The following is a 17,533-nucleotide window of genomic DNA, read 5'->3' as shown; positions in this document are numbered from 1 at the left end:
CGCCGGGCCGGCGCCGGCAGCGGCGTCGCGCGCGGCCGGCACCGCAGCCGGCGCCTCGGCCTGCGACCAGCGCGCACCGACGAGGAACATCGCCAGGATGATCAGGCCGAAGAACACCCAGCCGTAGAGGATGTGGTCGATGCCCACCGCGAGCCGGTTGCCCGACAGGTGCGCGAGCATCACGATCAGGTAGGCGCGCAGCCAGTTGGCGACGATGGGCACGGCGATGGACAGCGCCATGAACACCGCACGCCGCCGCCACGAGCGGTAGCTCAGGTAGGCGAACAGCGAGCCCACCATGAACGAGGCCATCAGGTAGCGGATGCCGCTGCACTCGTCGATCACGGACCAGGTGCCGCTGGGGATGACGAAGTTCTGGCCTTCGCGGTACACCGGCACGCCCGAGGACTGCAGCGCGCCGACGACGAAGTCGGCCGTCCACTCCATCATCCACGGCAGCGCGAACTCGCCGAAGGGCACGGCGAGGAACAGGAACAGCAGCGGGAACAGGATCGTGCGTGCGACCGCGAGCCCCAGCACCGCCGGCACCGCCAGCACCAGCGTGGCGACGAAGGCGAACTGGGTCGCGGCGTTGACGGCGACGAGCTCGGCCATCAGCCAGGCCGCCGACACCGCCAGCAGCGGCAGCAGCAGCCAGAGCTGCGGCCGGGGCGCGAGCGCTGCCAGCTCGGCGCGTTTGCGCCACACCAGCCACAGCGCCAGCGGCGGCACCAGCATGCAATGGGCGAAGGTCTCCGAGCGCCACCAGACATCGGCCATCGCGAGCGCGGTGTCGCGGTAGAACCAGCCGATCAAGGCCAGCAGCAGGCCGAAGACGGCCAGCGCCGGCCCCCAGGGCGAAGGGCGGCGCAGGTCGGCGGGGATGGCGCTCATCGTCATGGTCAGGCGGCGTGCGCGGACAGCGCCGCAGCGAGGTCGTCGTCGATGCGGGCGAGGTTGGCGCCCCAGGCGTAGTCGGCGAGCACCCGCTCGCGGCCGGCGGCGCCGATGGCGGCGGCTCGCGCCGGCTCGGCCAGCAGCGCGCCGAGCTCGCGCACGAAGGCGGGCGCGTCGGCGGCGAGCACGATCTCGCGGCCGTTCTCGGCGCCGATGGTCGAGCCGCAGCCTTCTGCGGCGACGACCGGCCGCGCCATCGCCATCGCCTCCAGCACCTTGTTCTGGATGCCGCGCGCCAGCCGCAGCGGCGCGACGACGACGTCGGCGTGCTGCAGATACGGCCGCACGTCGGGCACGGTGCCGGTGACGGCGACCGCCTCGCCGGCCAGCGCCCGCACCGCCGGCGCCGGGTTGCGGCCGACGACGTGCAGCACCAGGCCCGGGTGCGCGGCGCGCAGCGCCGGCAGCACCTCGCGCACGAACCAGACGACGGCGTCGACGTTGGGCCAGTAGTCCATCGCGCCAGTGAAGGCCAGCGCCGGCACGCCCGCCGGATAGGGCGAGGGCCGCGCGGCGTCGGGGGCGAAGAAGCCGGCGTCGACGCCGTTGACCAGCGCCTGCACCGCCGCCGCGCACTCGGGCGCGAGCGAGCGGAAGAGTTCGGTCTCGCGTTCGGTGACGAAATAGGAGCGCGCGTGGCGCGCGGCGACCTGGCGTTCGTAGGCCAGCAGCCGCCGCCCTTCGCGCCGGTACAGCCAGGCCAGCGGGCCGCCGCGGTCGGTGGCGAACTGCGACCACTTGGCCGAGTCGACGTCGACGAAATCGACGAGCGTCGGCAGGCCCAGGCCTTCGGCGTACTGCGCCATCGCCGAGCAGAAGACGACGACGGCGTCGATGCGCTGCTCGACGACGGTGCGCCGCACCCAGCGCGCCATCGCCGCGTGCTGGTAGTAGCTGAGCGTCAGCGCGCGGCCGTCGAGCAGCGCGGCGAGGCTGGCGGCGCGGGCCCGCAGCGGCTGCAGCCGCGGGGCGAACAGGCTGGCGCACTGGCGCGCGAGCTCGGGCACCAGCGGCTCGTCCTCGGGGTCGTCGACGAAGGCGCCGACGTGCACCTCGTGGCGCTCCAGCAGGTGGCGCAGCAGGTGGTAGGAGCGAACCTTGTCGCCCTTGTTCGGCGGGTAAGGCAGGCGGTGGGCGAGGAAGAGCAGGCGCGCCATCGCTGTCAGCCCAGGCTGCGCACGATGTGCGGGCCTATGGTGTTGGCCAGCGCCAGCGGCAGCCGCCGCCAGGTGCGGATCAGCAGCTGGTACTTGGCGTTGGACGGGTTGTGCTGCGGCACCTCGTCGCGTTTGTAGAGCCGGTACTCGTAGTGCAGCGGCGTCGGCTCGAAACCCCAGTTCTTCTTGAACGCGTAGGGGCCGGTGCCCTGCTTGCTGCGGCCGTAGTCGAAGGTCTTGAGGCCGCGCGCGCAGGCGTGGCGCATCAGCTCCCAGTACTTGAAGTCGTTGGCCGCCAGGTCGCGCGCGGCTTCGTCGTCGCCGGCGTAGTAGGGCAGGATCTCGTCGCGGAAGTAGAAGCTCAGCACCGAGGACAGCGGCCGGCCGTCGGGAGCGGTGACGGTGAGCACGCTGCAGTCTTGGCCGAACTCGCGCCGCAGCGCCTGGAACCAGCGTTTGGGCATTGCCGGCGTGCCGTGGCGGTGCACGTTGTCGGCGTAGAGCGCGAAGAAGCGCTCGACGCCGTCGTCGAAGCTGCTGGCCAGGCCGTTCTTGATGCCTTTGCGCACCATCGCGCGCTGCTTGCGCGGGATCGCCTGCATGTTGGCTTCGTCGTCGGCCAGGATCTCCTTGCGGAACGCGACGTAGAGCTCCTGGCGCGGCCAGCCCTCGTGGCGGCGTTCGAGCTGGCGCAGCTCGAGGTGCTCGACACCGAACTCGCGCGCCTGGCGTTCGGCCGCGGCTTCGAGCGCCAGCGCCGCGTCTTCGTCGTCGGCGGCGACGCCGCCGTAGACGGCAAACGGCAGGCTCACCAGCGAATGCCCGAACAGCAGGCTCTTGACACGCGCCAGCGGCAGCACGCCGACGATGCGGCCGGCGCGTTCGGCGTAGAGGAAGACGGTCTCGTGGCGGAACACCTCGCGCAGCACACGCTGCCAGCCGGCGCGGTGGAAGAAGGTGGCCGCCGGGCAGGCGAGCACGTAGGCGTCCCAGGCCGCCGCGCGGCCGGCGTCCTCGGGAGCCAGGCGCTGAATGGTGGTCATGCGCGCTTCAGGCCGCGACGGCCGGCACAGAGGCCCGGGCCAGGAAGATCTCGTCCATGCGGCCCCAGCGGAAATCGGCGAGCAGGCTCGCGAGCCGCCCTTCCATGCGCGGGATGTTGACGTAGTGGCGAAAACGCGTCTTCGCGTCGATGCCGGGCACACGCGGCTGGCCGGCGTCGATCTCCCAAGGGTGGAAGTAGAAGACCGCGGCCTGGCGGTCCTCGCGGTTGACGCGCCCGATCAGCCAGCGCGACGCGGCATAGGGCAGCAGCCGGAAGTAGCCGCCGCCGCTGGACGGCAGGTTGCGCCCGGCCAGGCGCACGGTGGTCACCGGCACCTCGAGCAGGCCGCCGGCGACGCGGTAGGCGAAACGCGGCGAGTCGGGCATGCCGTAGTGGTCGTGGCGGATCGGGTAGATGCTGCTGCTGTAGGCGTAGCCGGCTTCGGCCAGCGTGTCGAAGGCCCAGAGATTGCGTTCGCCAATCGAGAAGCTGGGCGCGCGGTAGCCGCGCACCGCGACGCTGCCGATGTCCTCGAGGATGGCTTTGGCGCGTGCGACGTCGTCGTGGAAAGCCGCCGGGGACAGGTCGCTGGCGCGTTCGTGGCCGTAACCGTGGCTGGCGAGTTCGTGGCCGGCGGCGACGATGCGGCGCACCAGCTGCGGGTAACGCTCGGCGATCCAGCCCAGCGTGAAGAAGGTGGCGCGGGTGTCGGCCGCGTCCAGCAGCGCCAGGATGCGATCGACGTTGCGTTCGACCCGGCACTCGCGTGCGTCCCAGTCGCTGCGGCGGATGTAGGGCGCGAACGCCGAGACCTGGAAGTAGTCCTCGACGTCGATCGTCAGCGCGTTCGTGATCGCGGGAGCAGGCATCGGCAGGCGGGGCTCACGACAGCCAGTGGGCCAGGTCGGCGGCGATGCGCTCGGCGGCGCGGCCATCCCACAGCTCGGGCACGCGCCCGCGTTTGCCGCGGCCGGCGAGGATCTCGTCGACGCCGGCGAGGATGGCGCCGCGGTCGCGGCCGACCATCGTGTTCGTGCCCTGCTCGACGGTGATCGGGCGCTCGGTGTTCTCGCGCATCGTCAGGCAGGGCACGCCCAGCGCGGTGGTCTCCTCCTGCAGGCCGCCGGAGTCGGTCAGCACGACGGTGGCGCCGGCCATCAGGCCCAGCATCTCGAGGTAGCCCTGCGGCGGCAGCAGCGTCACGCGGGCCGGGTCGAGCAGGCTGGCGAGGCTGAAACGTTCGATGTTGGCGCGTGTGCGCGGGTGCAGCGCGAACACCAGCGGCAGGCGTTCGGCGACCAGCGCCAGCGTCTGCAGCAGCTCGCCCAGCGTGTCGGCGTCGTCGACGTTGGACGGTCGGTGCAGCGTGACGACGCCGTAGCCGGCCGCGCCGCGCAGCCGCGCCGGGTCGTGGCCGTGCGCCTGCAGCGTGGCCGCGGCGGCGCGGGCGCTGTCGCGGCAGGCGTGCAGCGTGTCGATCATCACGTTGCCGACGAAACACACGCGCTCGGCGGCGACACCTTCGCGCAGCAGGTGCTCGAGCGCAACGCGTTCGGTGGTGTAGAGGCGGTCGGCGAGCTGATCGGTCAGCACGCGGTTGATCTCTTCGGGCATGCGGCGGTCGAAGCTGCGCAGGCCGGCCTCGACATGCACCACCGGCACGCCCTTCTTCGCCGCCACCAGCGCGCAGGCGAGCGTGGAGTTGACGTCGCCGACGACGAGCACGCAGCTGGGGTCGTGGGCGTCGATCGCGGGCTCGAAACGGCGCATCACCTCGGCCGTCTGCACCGCGTGGCTGCCCGAGCCGACCTCTAGATTCAGGTCGGGGCGCGGCAGCTTCAGGTCCACGAACAGCTTGTCGTTCATGTCCTGGTCGTAGTGCTGGCCGGTGTGCACCAGCAGCGCCGGAATCGGCGGCTGGTGCGCGGCGAAGGCGCGCAGGATGGGCGCGATCTTCATGAAGTTCGGGCGCGCGCCGACGACGCAGAGCACGGGGCCCATCAGCTCTTCTCCGGCGGCTTGGTGCTGACGGCCTCGACGAGCTTGTGCAGCATCGCCAGCGTCTGCAGGTTCACGCGCTCCAGGCGCAGCAGGCTTTTTTCCAGGCGCTGCAGCTGGTCGCCGCGCTGGTCGGCGGCGAGTGCCTGGATCTGGCGCGTCATCGCCTGCGCCTCGTCGGCCGGCAGCTGCAGGCTGGACAGGTCGACGTCGAGCGAGGCGGTGACCGCAGCCGCCGCGGCGGCCAGCACCTCGGCGTTGACCGGGGCCGGCACCGCCGCCGGCTTGGCCGGGACCTCGGCTTCCTGCTGGAACTCGCGCACGACCTCGGCGACGTCGTCGACCGTCAGCTGCGTCTTGCCCGACAGGAAGCCGGCCAGCAGCAGCCGGTCGCAGACGGTGTTGACGCGGCGCGGGATGCCGCCGGTGGCCTGGTAGATGGCGTCGAAGGCGGCGGCGTCGAAGCTGGGCTTGCCGGTCGAGCCGGCGCACTTCAGGCGGTGCTCGATGTAGCGCTGGGTCTCCTCGGCGTCGAGCGGGCCGATGTGGCAGGTGGCCGCGACACGCTGGCGGAACTGCTCCATCTCGGGGCGCTGCAGGATCTCGCGGAACTCGGGCTGGCCGACGAGGAAACTCTGCAGCAGCGCCTGGTTGCCGAACTGGAAGTTCGACAGCATGCGCAGTTCCTCGACCGCGCGCGCGCTCAGGTTCTGCGCCTCGTCGACGATCAGCAGGCAGCGTTTGCCCTTGCTCGTCTGGCTGATCAGGAAGGCCTCGAGCGTGATCAGCAGCTCGCTCTTGGGCACGTCCTTGACGCGGAAGCCGAAGGCCGCGCCGACCATGCGCAGCGTGTCCTCGGCGCCGAGCTGGGTCGTCACCAGGTGGCCGGCGATGATGTTGCTGCCGTGCAGGCCCTCGATCAGCGAGCGCAGCACCATGGTCTTGCCGGCGCCGATCTCGCCGGTGATGACGATGAAGCCCTCGTTGCGCGAGACGCCGTATTCCAGGTACGCCTTGGCGCGGCGGTGCTGCTTGCTGCCGAAGAAGAAGCTGGGGTCGGGGTTGAGCTGGAACGGCTTGCTGCTCAGCCCGTAGAAGGCTTCATACATAGGTCAGAACCGGTAGTTCAGCGATCCGACGAGCGCCGATTCCCGATAGGGGTTGGTGTCGCTGTCGAAGCGCACGTGGCGCAGCGCCAGCGTGCCGCTGGTGCGGGGACCGAACTCGTTGCTGAGCGAGAGCTCGACGCGGCGCTGCTCGTTGCCGGGCTGGGTGTCTTCGTCCAGCGTCTTGATCGCCGAACCCGTGACGCCGAGCGACATCTGGCGCGAGAGCTTGTGCGTCAGGCCCATCGTCAGCCCGTACTGGCGCACGCGCGGCACGATCGCCAGGTCGCCGCCCTCGTACTGCTGCTCGCCCAGGCGCGTGCTTTCGCTGCTCGAGGCGGCGACGGTGAAGGTGTTGCGGATGCCGGTGACCACAAGCGCCAGCGCCTGCGAGCGCTGCAGCGACGGCGCGCTGTTCAGGAAACCAAGCGAGGCCAGCGGATCGAAACCCAGCAGCAGCCGCGTCAGCATCAGGCAGCTCGAGGCGTCGTTCACCGTCGCCATGCAGCTGGCATAGGTCCGGATGTACTTCGCACGTAGCGGACCCAGCGCCTCGGCGTCCTGGCCGCTGACGCCACGCGAACCGGTATAGGTCAGCATCGAGCGGCGGAAACGATGGCTCAGGCTGACGCTGTAGGAGTCGCCGTAGAAGTGGTTGTCGCTCTGCGCCGAGATCTGCGTGCGCACGCTCGGCTGCCAGCTGAAGCCCCAGCCGTTGGTCGAGGACGACTGCGTGCCGGTGCCGAGCACGTCAGAACGCTCCTCGCCATGGCGGGCGAACAGCTGCAGCCGCGGTGTCAGCGCCATGCTCAGCGCCAGACCGATGTTCTCGGTGATGTAGTCGTCGCCGCCGCTGTAGCCGTTGGTCGCACGTGTTCCGGCGACGTTCCAGCCGAAGATGCCGTGGGTGGCGCCGATCTGGACCTTGGTGTCCCAGTCGGAGCGGTCGCCGACGCTGCTGTCCTTGGCCCGCGTGGTGTTCCAGTTCGCGAGCGCGGAGACGTCGAAGATGCCCGCCAGCCGCGCCTTCGCGGAAGGCGAGATCCCCACCGAGGCGACCTCGGTGCTGTTCGAGTCCTCGATGCCGGTGCCGGAACTCTGCTTGCCGAAGGCCGAGATCGATTGCTGCGAGATGCTGGCGCTGGCGTCGAGAAAGACGTGCTGCGGCACGAGCTCGGCGGCGCCGTCGGCGCTGAGGCGGTTGTAGGTCGTGCTGCGGCCGGACTCGCGGGCGTACTGCACCAGGTCGAGCTGGTAGTCCAGCGTGCCCTGGACGCGGCCGTTGCGGCCCGAGACGTGGATGCCGGGGCTGACGCGGGTGATGGCCTCGGACTCGCGGTCGTGCTCGCTCAGCCGGCCGTTGTCGCTGAAGGTCTGCTGCAGGTCGATGGAGCGTTCGACGGTGAAGCCGCCGGCCTGCTGGGCCAGGGCCGGCGTCGCCCCGGCGGCGACGGCCGCCAGCACGGCAGCGGCCAGCGGCGCCAGCCGGACCGGCACGCGACGCGCGGCGGACACCGCGATGCGGCGCATCGCCTCAGCCCTCCGTCCGACCCGCGGCCGGCGCGGCAGGCTCGGTCGTGTTGCCGTCGCTGCGCTCGTAGGGTTCGCCGTGACCGTAGCCGTAACCGTAGCCGTAGCCCTGGGTGCCGTAGCCGACGCTGTCGGAGCGCGCCTTGTTCAGCACCAGCAGGCGCACCGGGCAGGCGTCTATCGTGTCCAGCGCTTGCTGCACCGCCGACTGCTGGGTGCGGCCCGCGGCGACGACGACGACGATCTGGCCCATGTGCGAGGCGAGCACACGCGACTCGGTCGTCAGCAGCAGCGGCGGCGAGTCGAAGATGACGATGCGGTCCGGATAGCGCGTGGCCATCTCGTCGAGCAGCGTCGCCATCGCGTCGCTGGCGAGCAGCTCGGTGGCCTTGGGATGCGGCGTGCCGCTGGGCAGCAGCGTCAGCTTGTCGACGTTGGTGCGCATCAACACGTCGGCAAGCTCGGCCTTGCCCTCGAGCACGTCGAGCAGGCCGGCGCTGGGCGGCAGGCCCAGCATGCGCAGCATGGACGGCCGGGCGACGTCGGCGTCGACGAGCACGACGGTGTGGTCGAGCTCGGCGGCGATGCTCATCGCCAGGTTCACCGAGGTGAAGCTCTTGCCTTCGCCGGCCACCGCGCTGGTGACCATGATCAGGTTGCCGTGCGTCAGCGTCGTCGCCCCCTTGCCGACGGCGTTGGCGATCAACGGGCGCTTGATGACGCGGAACTGGTCGGCGACGGTGCTGCGCGGCGCGCTCGGCGTGACGATACCGGCAGCGGCGAGCTGGTCGAGGTCGAGCTCGACCCGGCGCGAGGTGGCGACGGGTTCGCGTGCCGGCGGCAACGCGGCCGGCGGTGCCGCCGGCGTCGGCGCGGCGTCGACTTCCGGAACCGTGACGCCGGCCTGGCGAAGCTGTTCCAGGCGCCGGGCGGCCTGTTCGATCAGACTGGACATACGGATCTCACCCCGCCGCGCGCTGGGCCAGCAAGGCCACCGCGACGATACCGAGGACAAAGAGGCCGACGAGGCCGCCCGACGCGCCGACGAAGCGCAGCGTCATCTTGCGTTCGCGGCGGCGGTCGTCGTCGCTCATCACGAGCGAGACCACACCCAGCAGCGGCAGACCGGTCTTGGTGCGCAGCTCGGTCGCGTCGTTGTAGACCGGGCGCAGCTGGCTGCCGGCGAACGCCGTCGCCAGGCCGGCGGCCAGCGCAGCGCCGAGCGCGGCCAGCATCAGCAGCAGCCGGTTCGGCGCCACCGGCTCGGGCGCGACCCGCGGCGGGTCGATCAGGCGGAAGTCGGCGACGCCGGAGGCGACCTCGAGTTCGCCGGACATGATGGCCGACTGGCGGCGCGCGACCAGGTCCTGGTAGTTCTTGCGGTAGACGTCGTAGTCGCGGTTGAGCTGCGCCGCCTCGGCTTCGATCTGCGGCGCGGTCTTCAGGCCGGCACGCGCCTGCCCCAGACGCCCCTGGTACTCGCCGACGCGGGTGCGCAGCGACGCGACCTGCACTTCGGCGGCAGCCAGCATGCGGCCGAGCTCCTGCACCGCGACGTTGCCGGAACCGCTGGGGTTGCTCGCCGCTGCCGCCTTCGCCGCCTTGCGCAGTTCGGCGAGCTCCTTCTTCTTCTGTTCCTCGAGCTCGCGGATCTGGCGCTTGGTGATGATCACCTCGGGGTGCTGGTCGGTATAGCGCTGTTCCAGGTTGTCGAGGTTGCGCTTCTGGGCGTCGATGCGGGCGTCGAGCTCGGGCGTCGAAACCCCGAGCGCGGCGTCGTCGCTGCCGCCCTGGCCCACGGCCGCCTGGGCGTTGCGCATCTCGTCGGCGAGTTGCGCCTTGACCGCGTCGCGTGCGTTCTCGGCCTCGCGCAGCTCGAGCTGGGCCTGTTGCAGCGCCGCCGAAGCCTCGGACAGCCGCGTCGTCGCGCTCTTGCCGTCGTCGGGCTGCATGTCGATGTTGCGCAGCTTGAATTCCTTCAGCCGGGCCTCGGCTTCCTCGAGCTTCTGCTCGTACTGCTTGATCTGCTCGTTCAGGAAGGTCTTGGCGGAGTCGGTGTCCTTGCGGCTGGCACCCAGGCTGGACTCGACGAAGATCGACACCAGCGACTGGATCACACGTTTGGCACGTTCGCTCTGCTGGTCGCGGTAAACGAGTGAATACAGGTTGTCGCGGCCGGTGTTGCGGATCTGGATGTCCTTGGTCAGGCGCTGGATCAGGTCTTCCTGCTCGACCGCGCTGCCTTCCTGCAGGTCGAGGTCGGCCATGCGGATCAGCTTCTCGATGTTGGGCCGGCTGATCAGCGTGCGGCTCAGCATCGAGATCTGCTGCTCGACGTTGGGCTGCACCGTCAGCCCCGACATCAGCGGCTTCAGGATGGACTGGGTGTCGACGTAGATGCGCGCCGAGGCTTCGTACTGGTCGGGGATGCGGAAGACGACGACGACGCCGATCAAAGCCACCACCCACGAGGCGATCAGCCCCTGCCAGCGGAAGTTCCACATCCCGCGCAGGAAGGCGAGCGCTTGACGAAGGAGTTCTTGCATGGGATCAGCGAGGACGACGCGAGCGGAAGCGGAGACGGGGCGTCAGAAGAAGCTCTGCGGAATGATCAGGATGTCGCCCGGACGCATCTCGACGTTGGCCGAGACGTCGCCGTCCTTGACCAGGTCGTCCAGCCGCACCGAGTACTGCTTGTTGCCATCGGAGGTGCGCAGGATGGTCGCGCGGTTGCCGCTGGCGAAATCGGTCAGGCCGCCGACCGCGATCATCACGTCGAGCACCGTCATCTTGGACTTGAACGGCAGGAACTGCGGCCGCGCGGCCTCGCCGATGACGCGGATCTGCTCGCTGTAGGGGCCGACGAAGCCGTTGACCAGCACCGTCACGATCGGGTCACGGACGTACTTGCCGAGCACCTGCTCGATGTCGCGGGCGAGCTGCACCGAGGTCTTGCCCTGGGCCATCACCTCGTCGACCAGCGGCGCCGAGACCTTGCCGTCGGGGCGCACCGGGACCGACATCGACAGTTCGGGATTGCGCCAGACGATGATGTTGACCGAGTCGCCGGCGCCAATGATGTAGGTGTAGTCCTGGGCCGTCGCCTCGGCCGGGGCCGGCGGGTAGGACCGCAGCGCCGAGCACGCCGCCAGCGACGCCACGGCGACCAGGACACCGAACACGCGGCAGGCCGAGGCCGCCCTTGCAAACATGAGCTTCACGCGAGATCTCCCGGGGCAATCCGTGCGGCACGAGGCCGATTCAGGCCGGGAATCATGGCACATCCGATCCGCGCCAAATTCCGCCGCCGCCCCCCCGAACCAAGGCCCCGGGCGGCAAGATTGCACGCTCGGCGAGGCCCTCGCGGGCGGGTGTTGCGGGCTTGTTCAGCCGAGCCTGAGCAGGGGCCGCACGAAACGCAGCAGCAGGCGCTGCAGCGGGTTGGCGTTGCCGCCCGGGCGCCAGGTGAAGGACAGTTTCTGGCGGTAGGCGTCGAACTGCATCGCCCAGGGCGCGGCCTTGAGCTCACCGCGGCCGCACAGCAGCTTGAGCACCGCGGTGCCGGTGACGCCGGCGCACAGATCGCAGGCCATGATCGTCGACGGCCCGCGCTGGGCGGCGAAGTTCACCGCCTCCGGGTGCACGAGGTAGCCGCGCTGCAGCATCGCCGGCGACAGCCCGGCGATGAAACGTGCGAACTGTTCCTGGCGGTCGCAGCCTTCGAGCCGGAAGTACTGCTCAAAACTCATCGCCCGCGGCGAGAAATACAGCAGCGACACCCCCATGCCCAGCGGCGCCGCTGTCACCGCCGGGATGCCGCGCGCGTGACAGGCGGCGAACAGCATGCGCCGGGCCTCGACGGCGAAGAAGTCGATCGCGTCGACGTAGACGTCGACACCGTCGAGGAAGGCGTCGAGGTTGCCTTCGTCGACACCGCCGTCAAAGCCGACAACCTCGGCCTCGGGATTGATGTCGCGCGCCATCTCGGCCATGACCTCGCACTTGGCGCGCCCGACCGTGGACATGAACGCGCCGGCCTGGCGGTTGAAGTTGTGGACCTCGAAGCGGTCGAAGTCGGCGATGCGGAAACGCCCGATGCCCAGCCGCGCCAGCGTCAGCAGGTGGGCACCGCCGACCCCGCCCAACCCGGCGATCGCGACCCGGGCGCCACGCAGGCGCTGCTGCTCGGCCGGGGTCACCCAGCCGATGTTGCGCGAGATCGCAGCGTCGTAATCGAAAGCCGAGGGTTGATTTGCGGTCATTGCGCGGTGCTGATCGCGTCTACGCCGAAAGGCAGCACTGTCAGGATGCGTGCTTGCCGAGTCCGCGCAGAATGTACCCGCATTCGTGCCGTACGCACCCCCCGCCATGCCCGATGTTCCCGCCGTGACGCCCACCGCCACGCCCGCTGCCGCGCGCGCGCCGATCGAGCTCGTGCTCGATGCCGCACGCTGGGCGCCCAGCGGCGACAACACCCAGCCCTGGCGCTTCGAGCGCCTGGACGCGCACGCGGCGCTGCTGCATGGCCACGACACGCGCGAGCACTGCGTCTACGACCTCGACGGCCGTCCGAGCCAGATCGCCATCGGCGCGCTGATCGAGACCGCCGCGATCGCCGCCTCGGCGCACGGCTGGCGCCTGGAGGCGAGCCGCCGCCCCGGCCCCGACGAACGCCCCACTTATGAACTGAGGCTGACCGCCGACGGCGCCGTCTTGCCCGACCCGCTCGCCGCAGTGATCGAGCGCCGCAGCGTGCAGCGCCGGCCGTTCCGGCGCACCGCGCTGACCGCGGCGCAGAAGCAGGCGCTGCAGGCCAGCGTCGGCAGCGGGTTCGCCGTGCGCTGGATCGAGGGCGGCGCGCGCCGGGCGATGGCCGGGCTGCTGTTCCGCTCGGCGCGGCTGCGCCTGACGACGCCCGAAGCCTGGCGCGTGCACCGCGACATCATCGACTGGGGCGCACGCTTCAGCGAGGAACGGGTGCCCGACCAGGCGCTCGGCGCCAACCCGCTGGTGCTGCCGGCGATGCGCTTCGCGCTGGCCGACTGGAAACGCGTGCAGTTCGCCAACCGCTTTCTTGCCGGCACCTGGATGCCGCGCATCGAGCTGGACCTGCTGCCGGCGCTGGGCTGCGCGGCGCATTTCGTGATCCTGGCGCCGGCACCGGCGCTGACGGTGGAGGCCAACGTCGCCGCCGGGCGTGCGATGCAGCGCTTCTGGCTCACCGCCACCGCGCTCGGGCTGCAGCTGCAGCCCGAGATGACGCCGCTGATCTTCGCGCGTTACGCGCGCGAGGGCCGGCGCTTCTCGCAGACGCCGGGCGCTTTCGAGGCCGCGGCCGCGGTCGCCACCGGTTTCGAACGCATCGCCGGCGCCGACGCGCTGGCGCGCGGCGTCTTCGTCGGCCGCGTCGGCCTGGGCGCCCAGGCGCGCTCGCGCTCGCTGCGCCGGCGCCTGGAGACGCTGTTCGTCTCCTCCCCGGACACCCACAGATGAGCGACGACACGAACGAACAACCCGTGGCCGTGCTCAGCGGCGTCGTCAAGGGCTACCGCCTGGACGACGTCGACGTGCCGGTGCTGAAGAACGTCGACCTGCTGGTGCGGCCGGCACAGTTCACCGTCGTGCTCGGGCCCTCGGGCAGCGGCAAGACGACGCTGCTGAACCTGATCGGCTGCATAGACCGCCCCGACCAGGGCCAGGTGATGGTCGCCGGCCAGGACATCGGGCCGATGTCCGACGACGACCTGGCGGCCTTCCGCTCGCGCCACATCGGCTTCATCTTCCAGAACTTCAACTTGCTGCCGGTGCTGAGCGCCTGGGAGAACATCGAGTACCCGATGCTGCTGGCGCAGCTGCCGCCGGCCCGGCGCGCCGAGCGCGTGCGCCGGCTGCTGAAAGCCGTCGGGCTGTCCGACCGGGCCAACAACCGGCCGGGGCAGCTCTCGGGCGGCCAGCGCCAGCGTGTGGCGATCGCGCGCGCGCTCGCGCTCAAGCCGCGGCTCGTGATCGCCGACGAACCCACCGCCAACCTCGACAGCCGCACCGGCGCCGAGATCCTGCAGCTGATGCGCGGCATGCAGCAGCGCTACGGCATCTCCTTCCTGTTCTCGTCGCACGACCGCGCCGTGATCGGCGCCGCCGACGACACCGTCTACCTGAAGGACGGCGAGATCCGCGCCATCCGCCGCCGGCCGACGCCGGCGCGGCCGGCGCTGGACCTGGACGAAGGCAGCGCCGACAGCACGCACGCCGCGGGAGACGCACGGTGATCGACCTGCTGCTGGCCGTGCGCAACCTGCTGCGCAACCGCAGGCGGTCCTTCGCCACCTTCATCGCGCTGGCGATCGGCAGCGCGGCGATCCTGCTGTTCGGCGGCTACCGCAAGAACATCGAATACACGATGCACACCGCCTACGTGCGCGGCGGCGGCCACCTGCAGATCCAGCACCGCGACCTCTTCCTCTACGGCAGCGGCAACCCGACCAAGTACTCGATCGCCGGCTACGAGGCGATCATCGACACGATCCGGCGCGACCCGGAACTCGGCGCCATGGTCACCGTCGTCACGCCGACGCTGCAGTTCGGCGGCATCGCCAGCAACTTTGCCGCCGGCGTCTCGCGCACGGTGCTGGGCACCGGCGTCGTCGCCGTCGACCAGAACCGCATGCGCGAATGGAACGAGTTCGACCTGCGGCAGACCGCGCCGCCGTTCGCGCTCGCCGGCGCGCCGGCCGACGCCGCGCTCGTCGGCCAGGGCGTGGCGCGCGTGCTGATGCTGTGCGAGGCGCTGGGCGTCGCCGACTGCCCGCAGCCCAGCGTGACCGAGCAGCCCGCCGGCGAGGCCCTGCCCGACGACATCGCCGCGCTCGCCGCCGGCGAAGCCCCGGCCGGGCCGGCCGGCAGCCGCGGCGGCGGCCCGCGCATCGAGGTGCTGGCGACCAGCCCCGGCGGCGCGCCCAACGTCATCGCGCTGGAGGTCATGCGCGCCGAGCTGCAGGGCTTCAAGGAGCTCGACGAGGTCTACCTGATGATGCATCTGCCGCAGGCGCAGCGGCTGATCTACGGCCGCGAGGCGCCCAAGGCGACCGCGATCACGGTGCAGCTGCGGCACAGCGGCCAGATCGAGGCCGCGCGCGCCCGTCTCGAGGCGCTGCTGAAGGAGCGCGCCCCGGGCCAGCCGCTGGCGGTGCTGGACTTCCGCGAGCTCAACCCCTTCTTCGTGCAGACGGTGAAGATGTTCGACACGATCTTCGGCTTCATCTTCGTGCTCATCGGCTCGATCGTGCTCTTCACCGTGGGCAACACGATGAGCACCGCGGTGATGGAGCGCACGGTCGAGATCGGCACGATCCGCGCGATGGGGCTGCGCCAGCGCGGCGTGCAGCGCATGTTCGTGCTCGAGGGCATGATCCTTGGGGTCGCGGGCACGGTGGCCGGCGCGGTTTTCGCGCTCGCCTTCTCGGCGGTGTTGAACCAGCTCGGCCTGACCTGGGTGCCACCGGGCAGCGGCGAGAAGCTGCCGCTGCTGCTGCTGGTCTGGGGCGAAACCACGACCATCGTCGGCACGACGCTGGGGCTGATCCTGATCGCCGCGGGCTCGGCCTGGTGGCCGGCGCGGCGCGCGTCGCGGCTGGTCATCGTCGATGCCCTGCGCCATGTCTGACCGCAGGAGGAACCTGATGAAACGCAGAACCTGGCTCGCCGCGGCGGCCCTGATCGCCGCCGGCGCCGCGGCCGCCGCGCCCGACGCCCAGCGCATCCTCGCCGCCAGCGACGCGGTGCGCAACCCGGGGCGGCCATTCGCTGTCAACGTCGCGCTGACCGAGTTCCAGGACGGCAAACGTGCCGACTCGAGCACGATGGTCACCTATTCGCGCACGCTGTCGCAGGACGCGCAGTTCGCGACCCTCGTGCGTTTCACGGCCCCGGCGCGCGACACCGGCAAGCTGATGCTGAAGAACGGCCAGGACCTGTGGTTCTACGACCCGTCGACCAAGGCCAGCGTGCGCCTGTCGCCGCAGCAGCGGCTGCTCGGACAGGCGTCCAACGGCGACGTCGTCACCGTCAACCTGGCGCGCGACTACAAGGCCACGCTCAAGGGCGAGGAAGACGTGCAGGACGGCGACCGCAAGACGCGCCGCGCCTGGCAGCTGGAGCTGGCCGCCGCGGTGCCCGACGCGACCTACGCGCGCATCGAGTTCTGGGTCGCCACCGACAACGACCAACCAATCAAGGGCCGCTTCTTCGCCGAGTCGGGCCGGCTGCTGAAGACCGTCTACTACCGCCGCTACGCGCGCGAGCTGGGCACCGAGCGGCCGACCGAACTCGTCATCATCGACGGCCTGAACCCGGCCTCGGTGACGCTGATGCGGCTCACCGGCTACACCGAGAAGAACCTGCCCGAGAGCTGGTTCCAGCGCGACTACCTGCCCCGCTTCCAACCGGAGTGATCTTGTTGCCCGCCCGCACCCTGCACCGCACCCTGACCCCGCTGGCGCTGGCCGCCGGCCTGTTCTGCACCGTCCCGGCGCTGGCCGCCGACGACCTCGACGCACTGGCGCTCGAGGCCGGACCCGAGGCCGCCGCCACGGCGCCGGGCGACAGCAAGCTCTTCGTCGAGGCCGCCGCCGGCCGCGCCGACCAGCGCTACGGCCTGGGCTCGCGCTCGATCGGCCGGGCCTCGCTGGACTGGCGCCAGGGCACCCGCTGGGGCGAGTCGCTGCAGTCGGTGCTGTCGCTGCGCCTGGACGCGACGCGCCCGTCGGACGAGCGCATCTCCAACCCGGTGTTCAGCCTGCGCGAGGCCTACCTCGGCTGGCAGGGCGAAGGCGCGGCGAGCGCGCTCGAGTTCGGCCGCATCAACCTGCGCGAAGGCCCGGGCTACGGCTACAACCCGAGCGACTTCTTCCGCGACCAGGCGCTGCGCACGATCACGACGGTCAACCCGTTCACGCTGCGCGAGAACCGCCTGGGCAGCGTGATGCTGCGCGGCCAGCACCTGTGGCGCGACGTCACCGTCGAAGCGGCGTTCTCGCCCAAGCTCGAGGACGAGGCCAGCAGCCACCGCTTCAGCGCCGACCTGGGCTCGACCAACAACCGCGACCGCGGCCAGCTCGTGCTCGGCACGCGCTTCTCGGACAGCTGGAGCGCGCGCTGGCTGGTGCACGCCGGCGACGGCGAGTCCACGCGCCTGGGCGCGAACACGACGGCGCTGCTGTCGCAGGCCATGGTCGGCCATGCGGAGTGGTCCTGGAGCCGCGACCCCGAGCTGCTCGACCAGGCGCTGGGCCTGGACGGCGAGGACCGCAGCCACCACCGCGCCGCCGTCGGCCTGACCTACACCACCGTGGGCAAGCTCTCGCTGACCGGCGAGTACCAGTACAACGGCGCCGCGCTCGACCGCGAAGGCTGGAAGCAGCTGGCCACGAACCCGGCCGCAGCCGCCGCGTACTACACCGCCGCCACTGCGCTGCAGGACAACGCCGCACGCAGCGCCTGGCTTCTGTACGCGGTGCAGCGCGACCTGTTCGTGAAGAACCTCGAGCTCACCGCGCTCGCCAAGTTCAACCGCAGCGACCGCAGCCGCATGGCCTGGATCGAGCTGCGCTACCGCATGGACCGGCTGGACCTGGCGCTGCAGCTGCAGAACCAGCGCGGCGACGCGGGCTCGGAGTTCGGCATGCCGCAGATCCGCGACTCCGCCGCCGTGCTGGCGACGGTCTACTTCTGAGCCCGGGGGC

16 protein-coding genes are annotated in these 17,533 nt (G+C 70.9%); 5 read left to right on the top strand and 11 right to left on the bottom strand.

The annotated features are described in order from the left end of the window. From xrtA to CKO43_RS16365, 11 genes are all read right to left on the bottom strand, one after another. A partial coding sequence (gene xrtA / locus CKO43_RS16415) for an exosortase A (protein ID WP_242481204.1) occupies positions 1–894 on the bottom strand: 894 nt, incomplete at its 3' end. Positions 895–902: 8 nt separating this feature from the next. After that, on the bottom strand, positions 903–2,114 hold the full coding sequence (locus CKO43_RS16410) for a TIGR03087 family PEP-CTERM/XrtA system glycosyltransferase (protein WP_200226002.1): 1,212 nt from the start codon (positions 2,112–2,114) through the stop codon (positions 903–905). 5 nt (positions 2,115–2,119) lie between these two features. Continuing rightward, positions 2,120–3,157, bottom strand: coding sequence for a FemAB family XrtA/PEP-CTERM system-associated protein (locus CKO43_RS16405; protein WP_200379264.1), 1,038 nt, complete (start codon positions 3,155–3,157; stop codon positions 2,120–2,122). Between the two features lie 7 nt (positions 3,158–3,164). Continuing rightward, positions 3,165–4,028 (bottom strand): XrtA system polysaccharide deacetylase, encoded by an 864-nt coding sequence (locus tag CKO43_RS16400; RefSeq protein WP_200379263.1) that lies wholly within the window; start codon positions 4,026–4,028, stop codon positions 3,165–3,167. Between the two features lie 13 nt (positions 4,029–4,041). Further along, on the bottom strand, positions 4,042–5,160 hold the full coding sequence (gene wecB / locus CKO43_RS16395) for a non-hydrolyzing UDP-N-acetylglucosamine 2-epimerase (protein WP_200379262.1): 1,119 nt from the start codon (positions 5,158–5,160) through the stop codon (positions 4,042–4,044). Then, a complete protein-coding gene (locus CKO43_RS16390) occupies positions 5,160–6,266 on the bottom strand; it encodes an XrtA/PEP-CTERM system-associated ATPase (RefSeq protein WP_200379261.1) in 1,107 nt (368 codons plus the stop codon). The genes wecB and CKO43_RS16390 overlap by 1 nt, the downstream gene beginning before the upstream one ends. A gap of 3 nt (positions 6,267–6,269) precedes the next feature. Next, complete coding sequence (locus tag CKO43_RS16385) at positions 6,270–7,793, bottom strand: TIGR03016 family PEP-CTERM system-associated outer membrane protein (RefSeq protein ID WP_200225991.1); 1,524 nt, start codon at positions 7,791–7,793, stop codon at positions 6,270–6,272. A 4-nt stretch (positions 7,794–7,797) separates the two neighbouring features. Beyond that, complete coding sequence (locus tag CKO43_RS16380; protein WP_200379260.1) at positions 7,798–8,748, bottom strand: XrtA-associated tyrosine autokinase; 951 nt, start codon at positions 8,746–8,748, stop codon at positions 7,798–7,800. A 7-nt stretch (positions 8,749–8,755) separates the two neighbouring features. Next, positions 8,756–10,339, bottom strand: coding sequence for an XrtA system polysaccharide chain length determinant (locus CKO43_RS16375; protein ID WP_200225987.1), 1,584 nt, complete (start codon positions 10,337–10,339; stop codon positions 8,756–8,758). Between the two features lie 42 nt (positions 10,340–10,381). Then, positions 10,382–11,005 (bottom strand): XrtA/PEP-CTERM system exopolysaccharide export protein, encoded by a 624-nt coding sequence (locus tag CKO43_RS16370; RefSeq protein WP_200379266.1) that lies wholly within the window; start codon positions 11,003–11,005, stop codon positions 10,382–10,384. A 174-nt stretch (positions 11,006–11,179) separates the two neighbouring features. Beyond that, entirely contained in the window at positions 11,180–12,055 is an 876-nt protein-coding gene (locus tag CKO43_RS16365) for a ThiF family adenylyltransferase (protein ID WP_200225984.1), read from the bottom strand. Positions 12,056–12,161: 106 nt separating this feature from the next. On the opposite strand from CKO43_RS16365, the gene CKO43_RS16360 reads away from it, so the two are divergent. The 5 genes from CKO43_RS16360 to CKO43_RS16340 are packed head-to-tail and all read left to right on the top strand — an operon-like array spanning position 12,162 to position 17,523. Beyond that, entirely contained in the window at positions 12,162–13,286 is a 1,125-nt protein-coding gene (locus tag CKO43_RS16360; protein WP_200225982.1) for a nitroreductase family protein, read from the top strand. Then, positions 13,283–14,062 carry an ABC transporter ATP-binding protein gene (locus tag CKO43_RS16355; protein ID WP_200225980.1) on the top strand — a complete coding sequence of 260 codons (780 nt, stop codon included), beginning with the start codon at positions 13,283–13,285 and terminating at the stop codon, positions 14,060–14,062. Before CKO43_RS16360 ends, CKO43_RS16355 begins: the two co-directional genes overlap by 4 nt. Continuing rightward, the gene (locus CKO43_RS16350; protein WP_200379259.1) at positions 14,059–15,456 is read left to right on the top strand and encodes an FtsX-like permease family protein; all 1,398 of its coding nucleotides are present in this window, start codon (positions 14,059–14,061) and stop codon (positions 15,454–15,456) included. The genes CKO43_RS16355 and CKO43_RS16350 overlap by 4 nt, the downstream gene beginning before the upstream one ends. Before the next feature lie 16 nt (positions 15,457–15,472). Beyond that, positions 15,473–16,243: an outer membrane lipoprotein-sorting protein gene (locus CKO43_RS16345; RefSeq protein WP_200225976.1), complete on the top strand. Its 771-nt coding sequence runs from the start codon at positions 15,473–15,475 to the stop codon at positions 16,241–16,243. A gap of 5 nt (positions 16,244–16,248) precedes the next feature. Next, positions 16,249–17,523 (top strand): hypothetical protein, encoded by a 1,275-nt coding sequence (locus tag CKO43_RS16340; RefSeq protein ID WP_200379258.1) that lies wholly within the window; start codon positions 16,249–16,251, stop codon positions 17,521–17,523. Positions 17,524–17,533 lie beyond the last annotated feature (10 nt).

This window comes from Rubrivivax gelatinosus, from assembly GCF_016583785.1.
Classification (GTDB): domain Bacteria; phylum Pseudomonadota; class Gammaproteobacteria; order Burkholderiales; family Burkholderiaceae_C; genus Rubrivivax; species Rubrivivax gelatinosus_B.
This window is presented reverse-complemented; position numbering and strand designations above follow the sequence as displayed.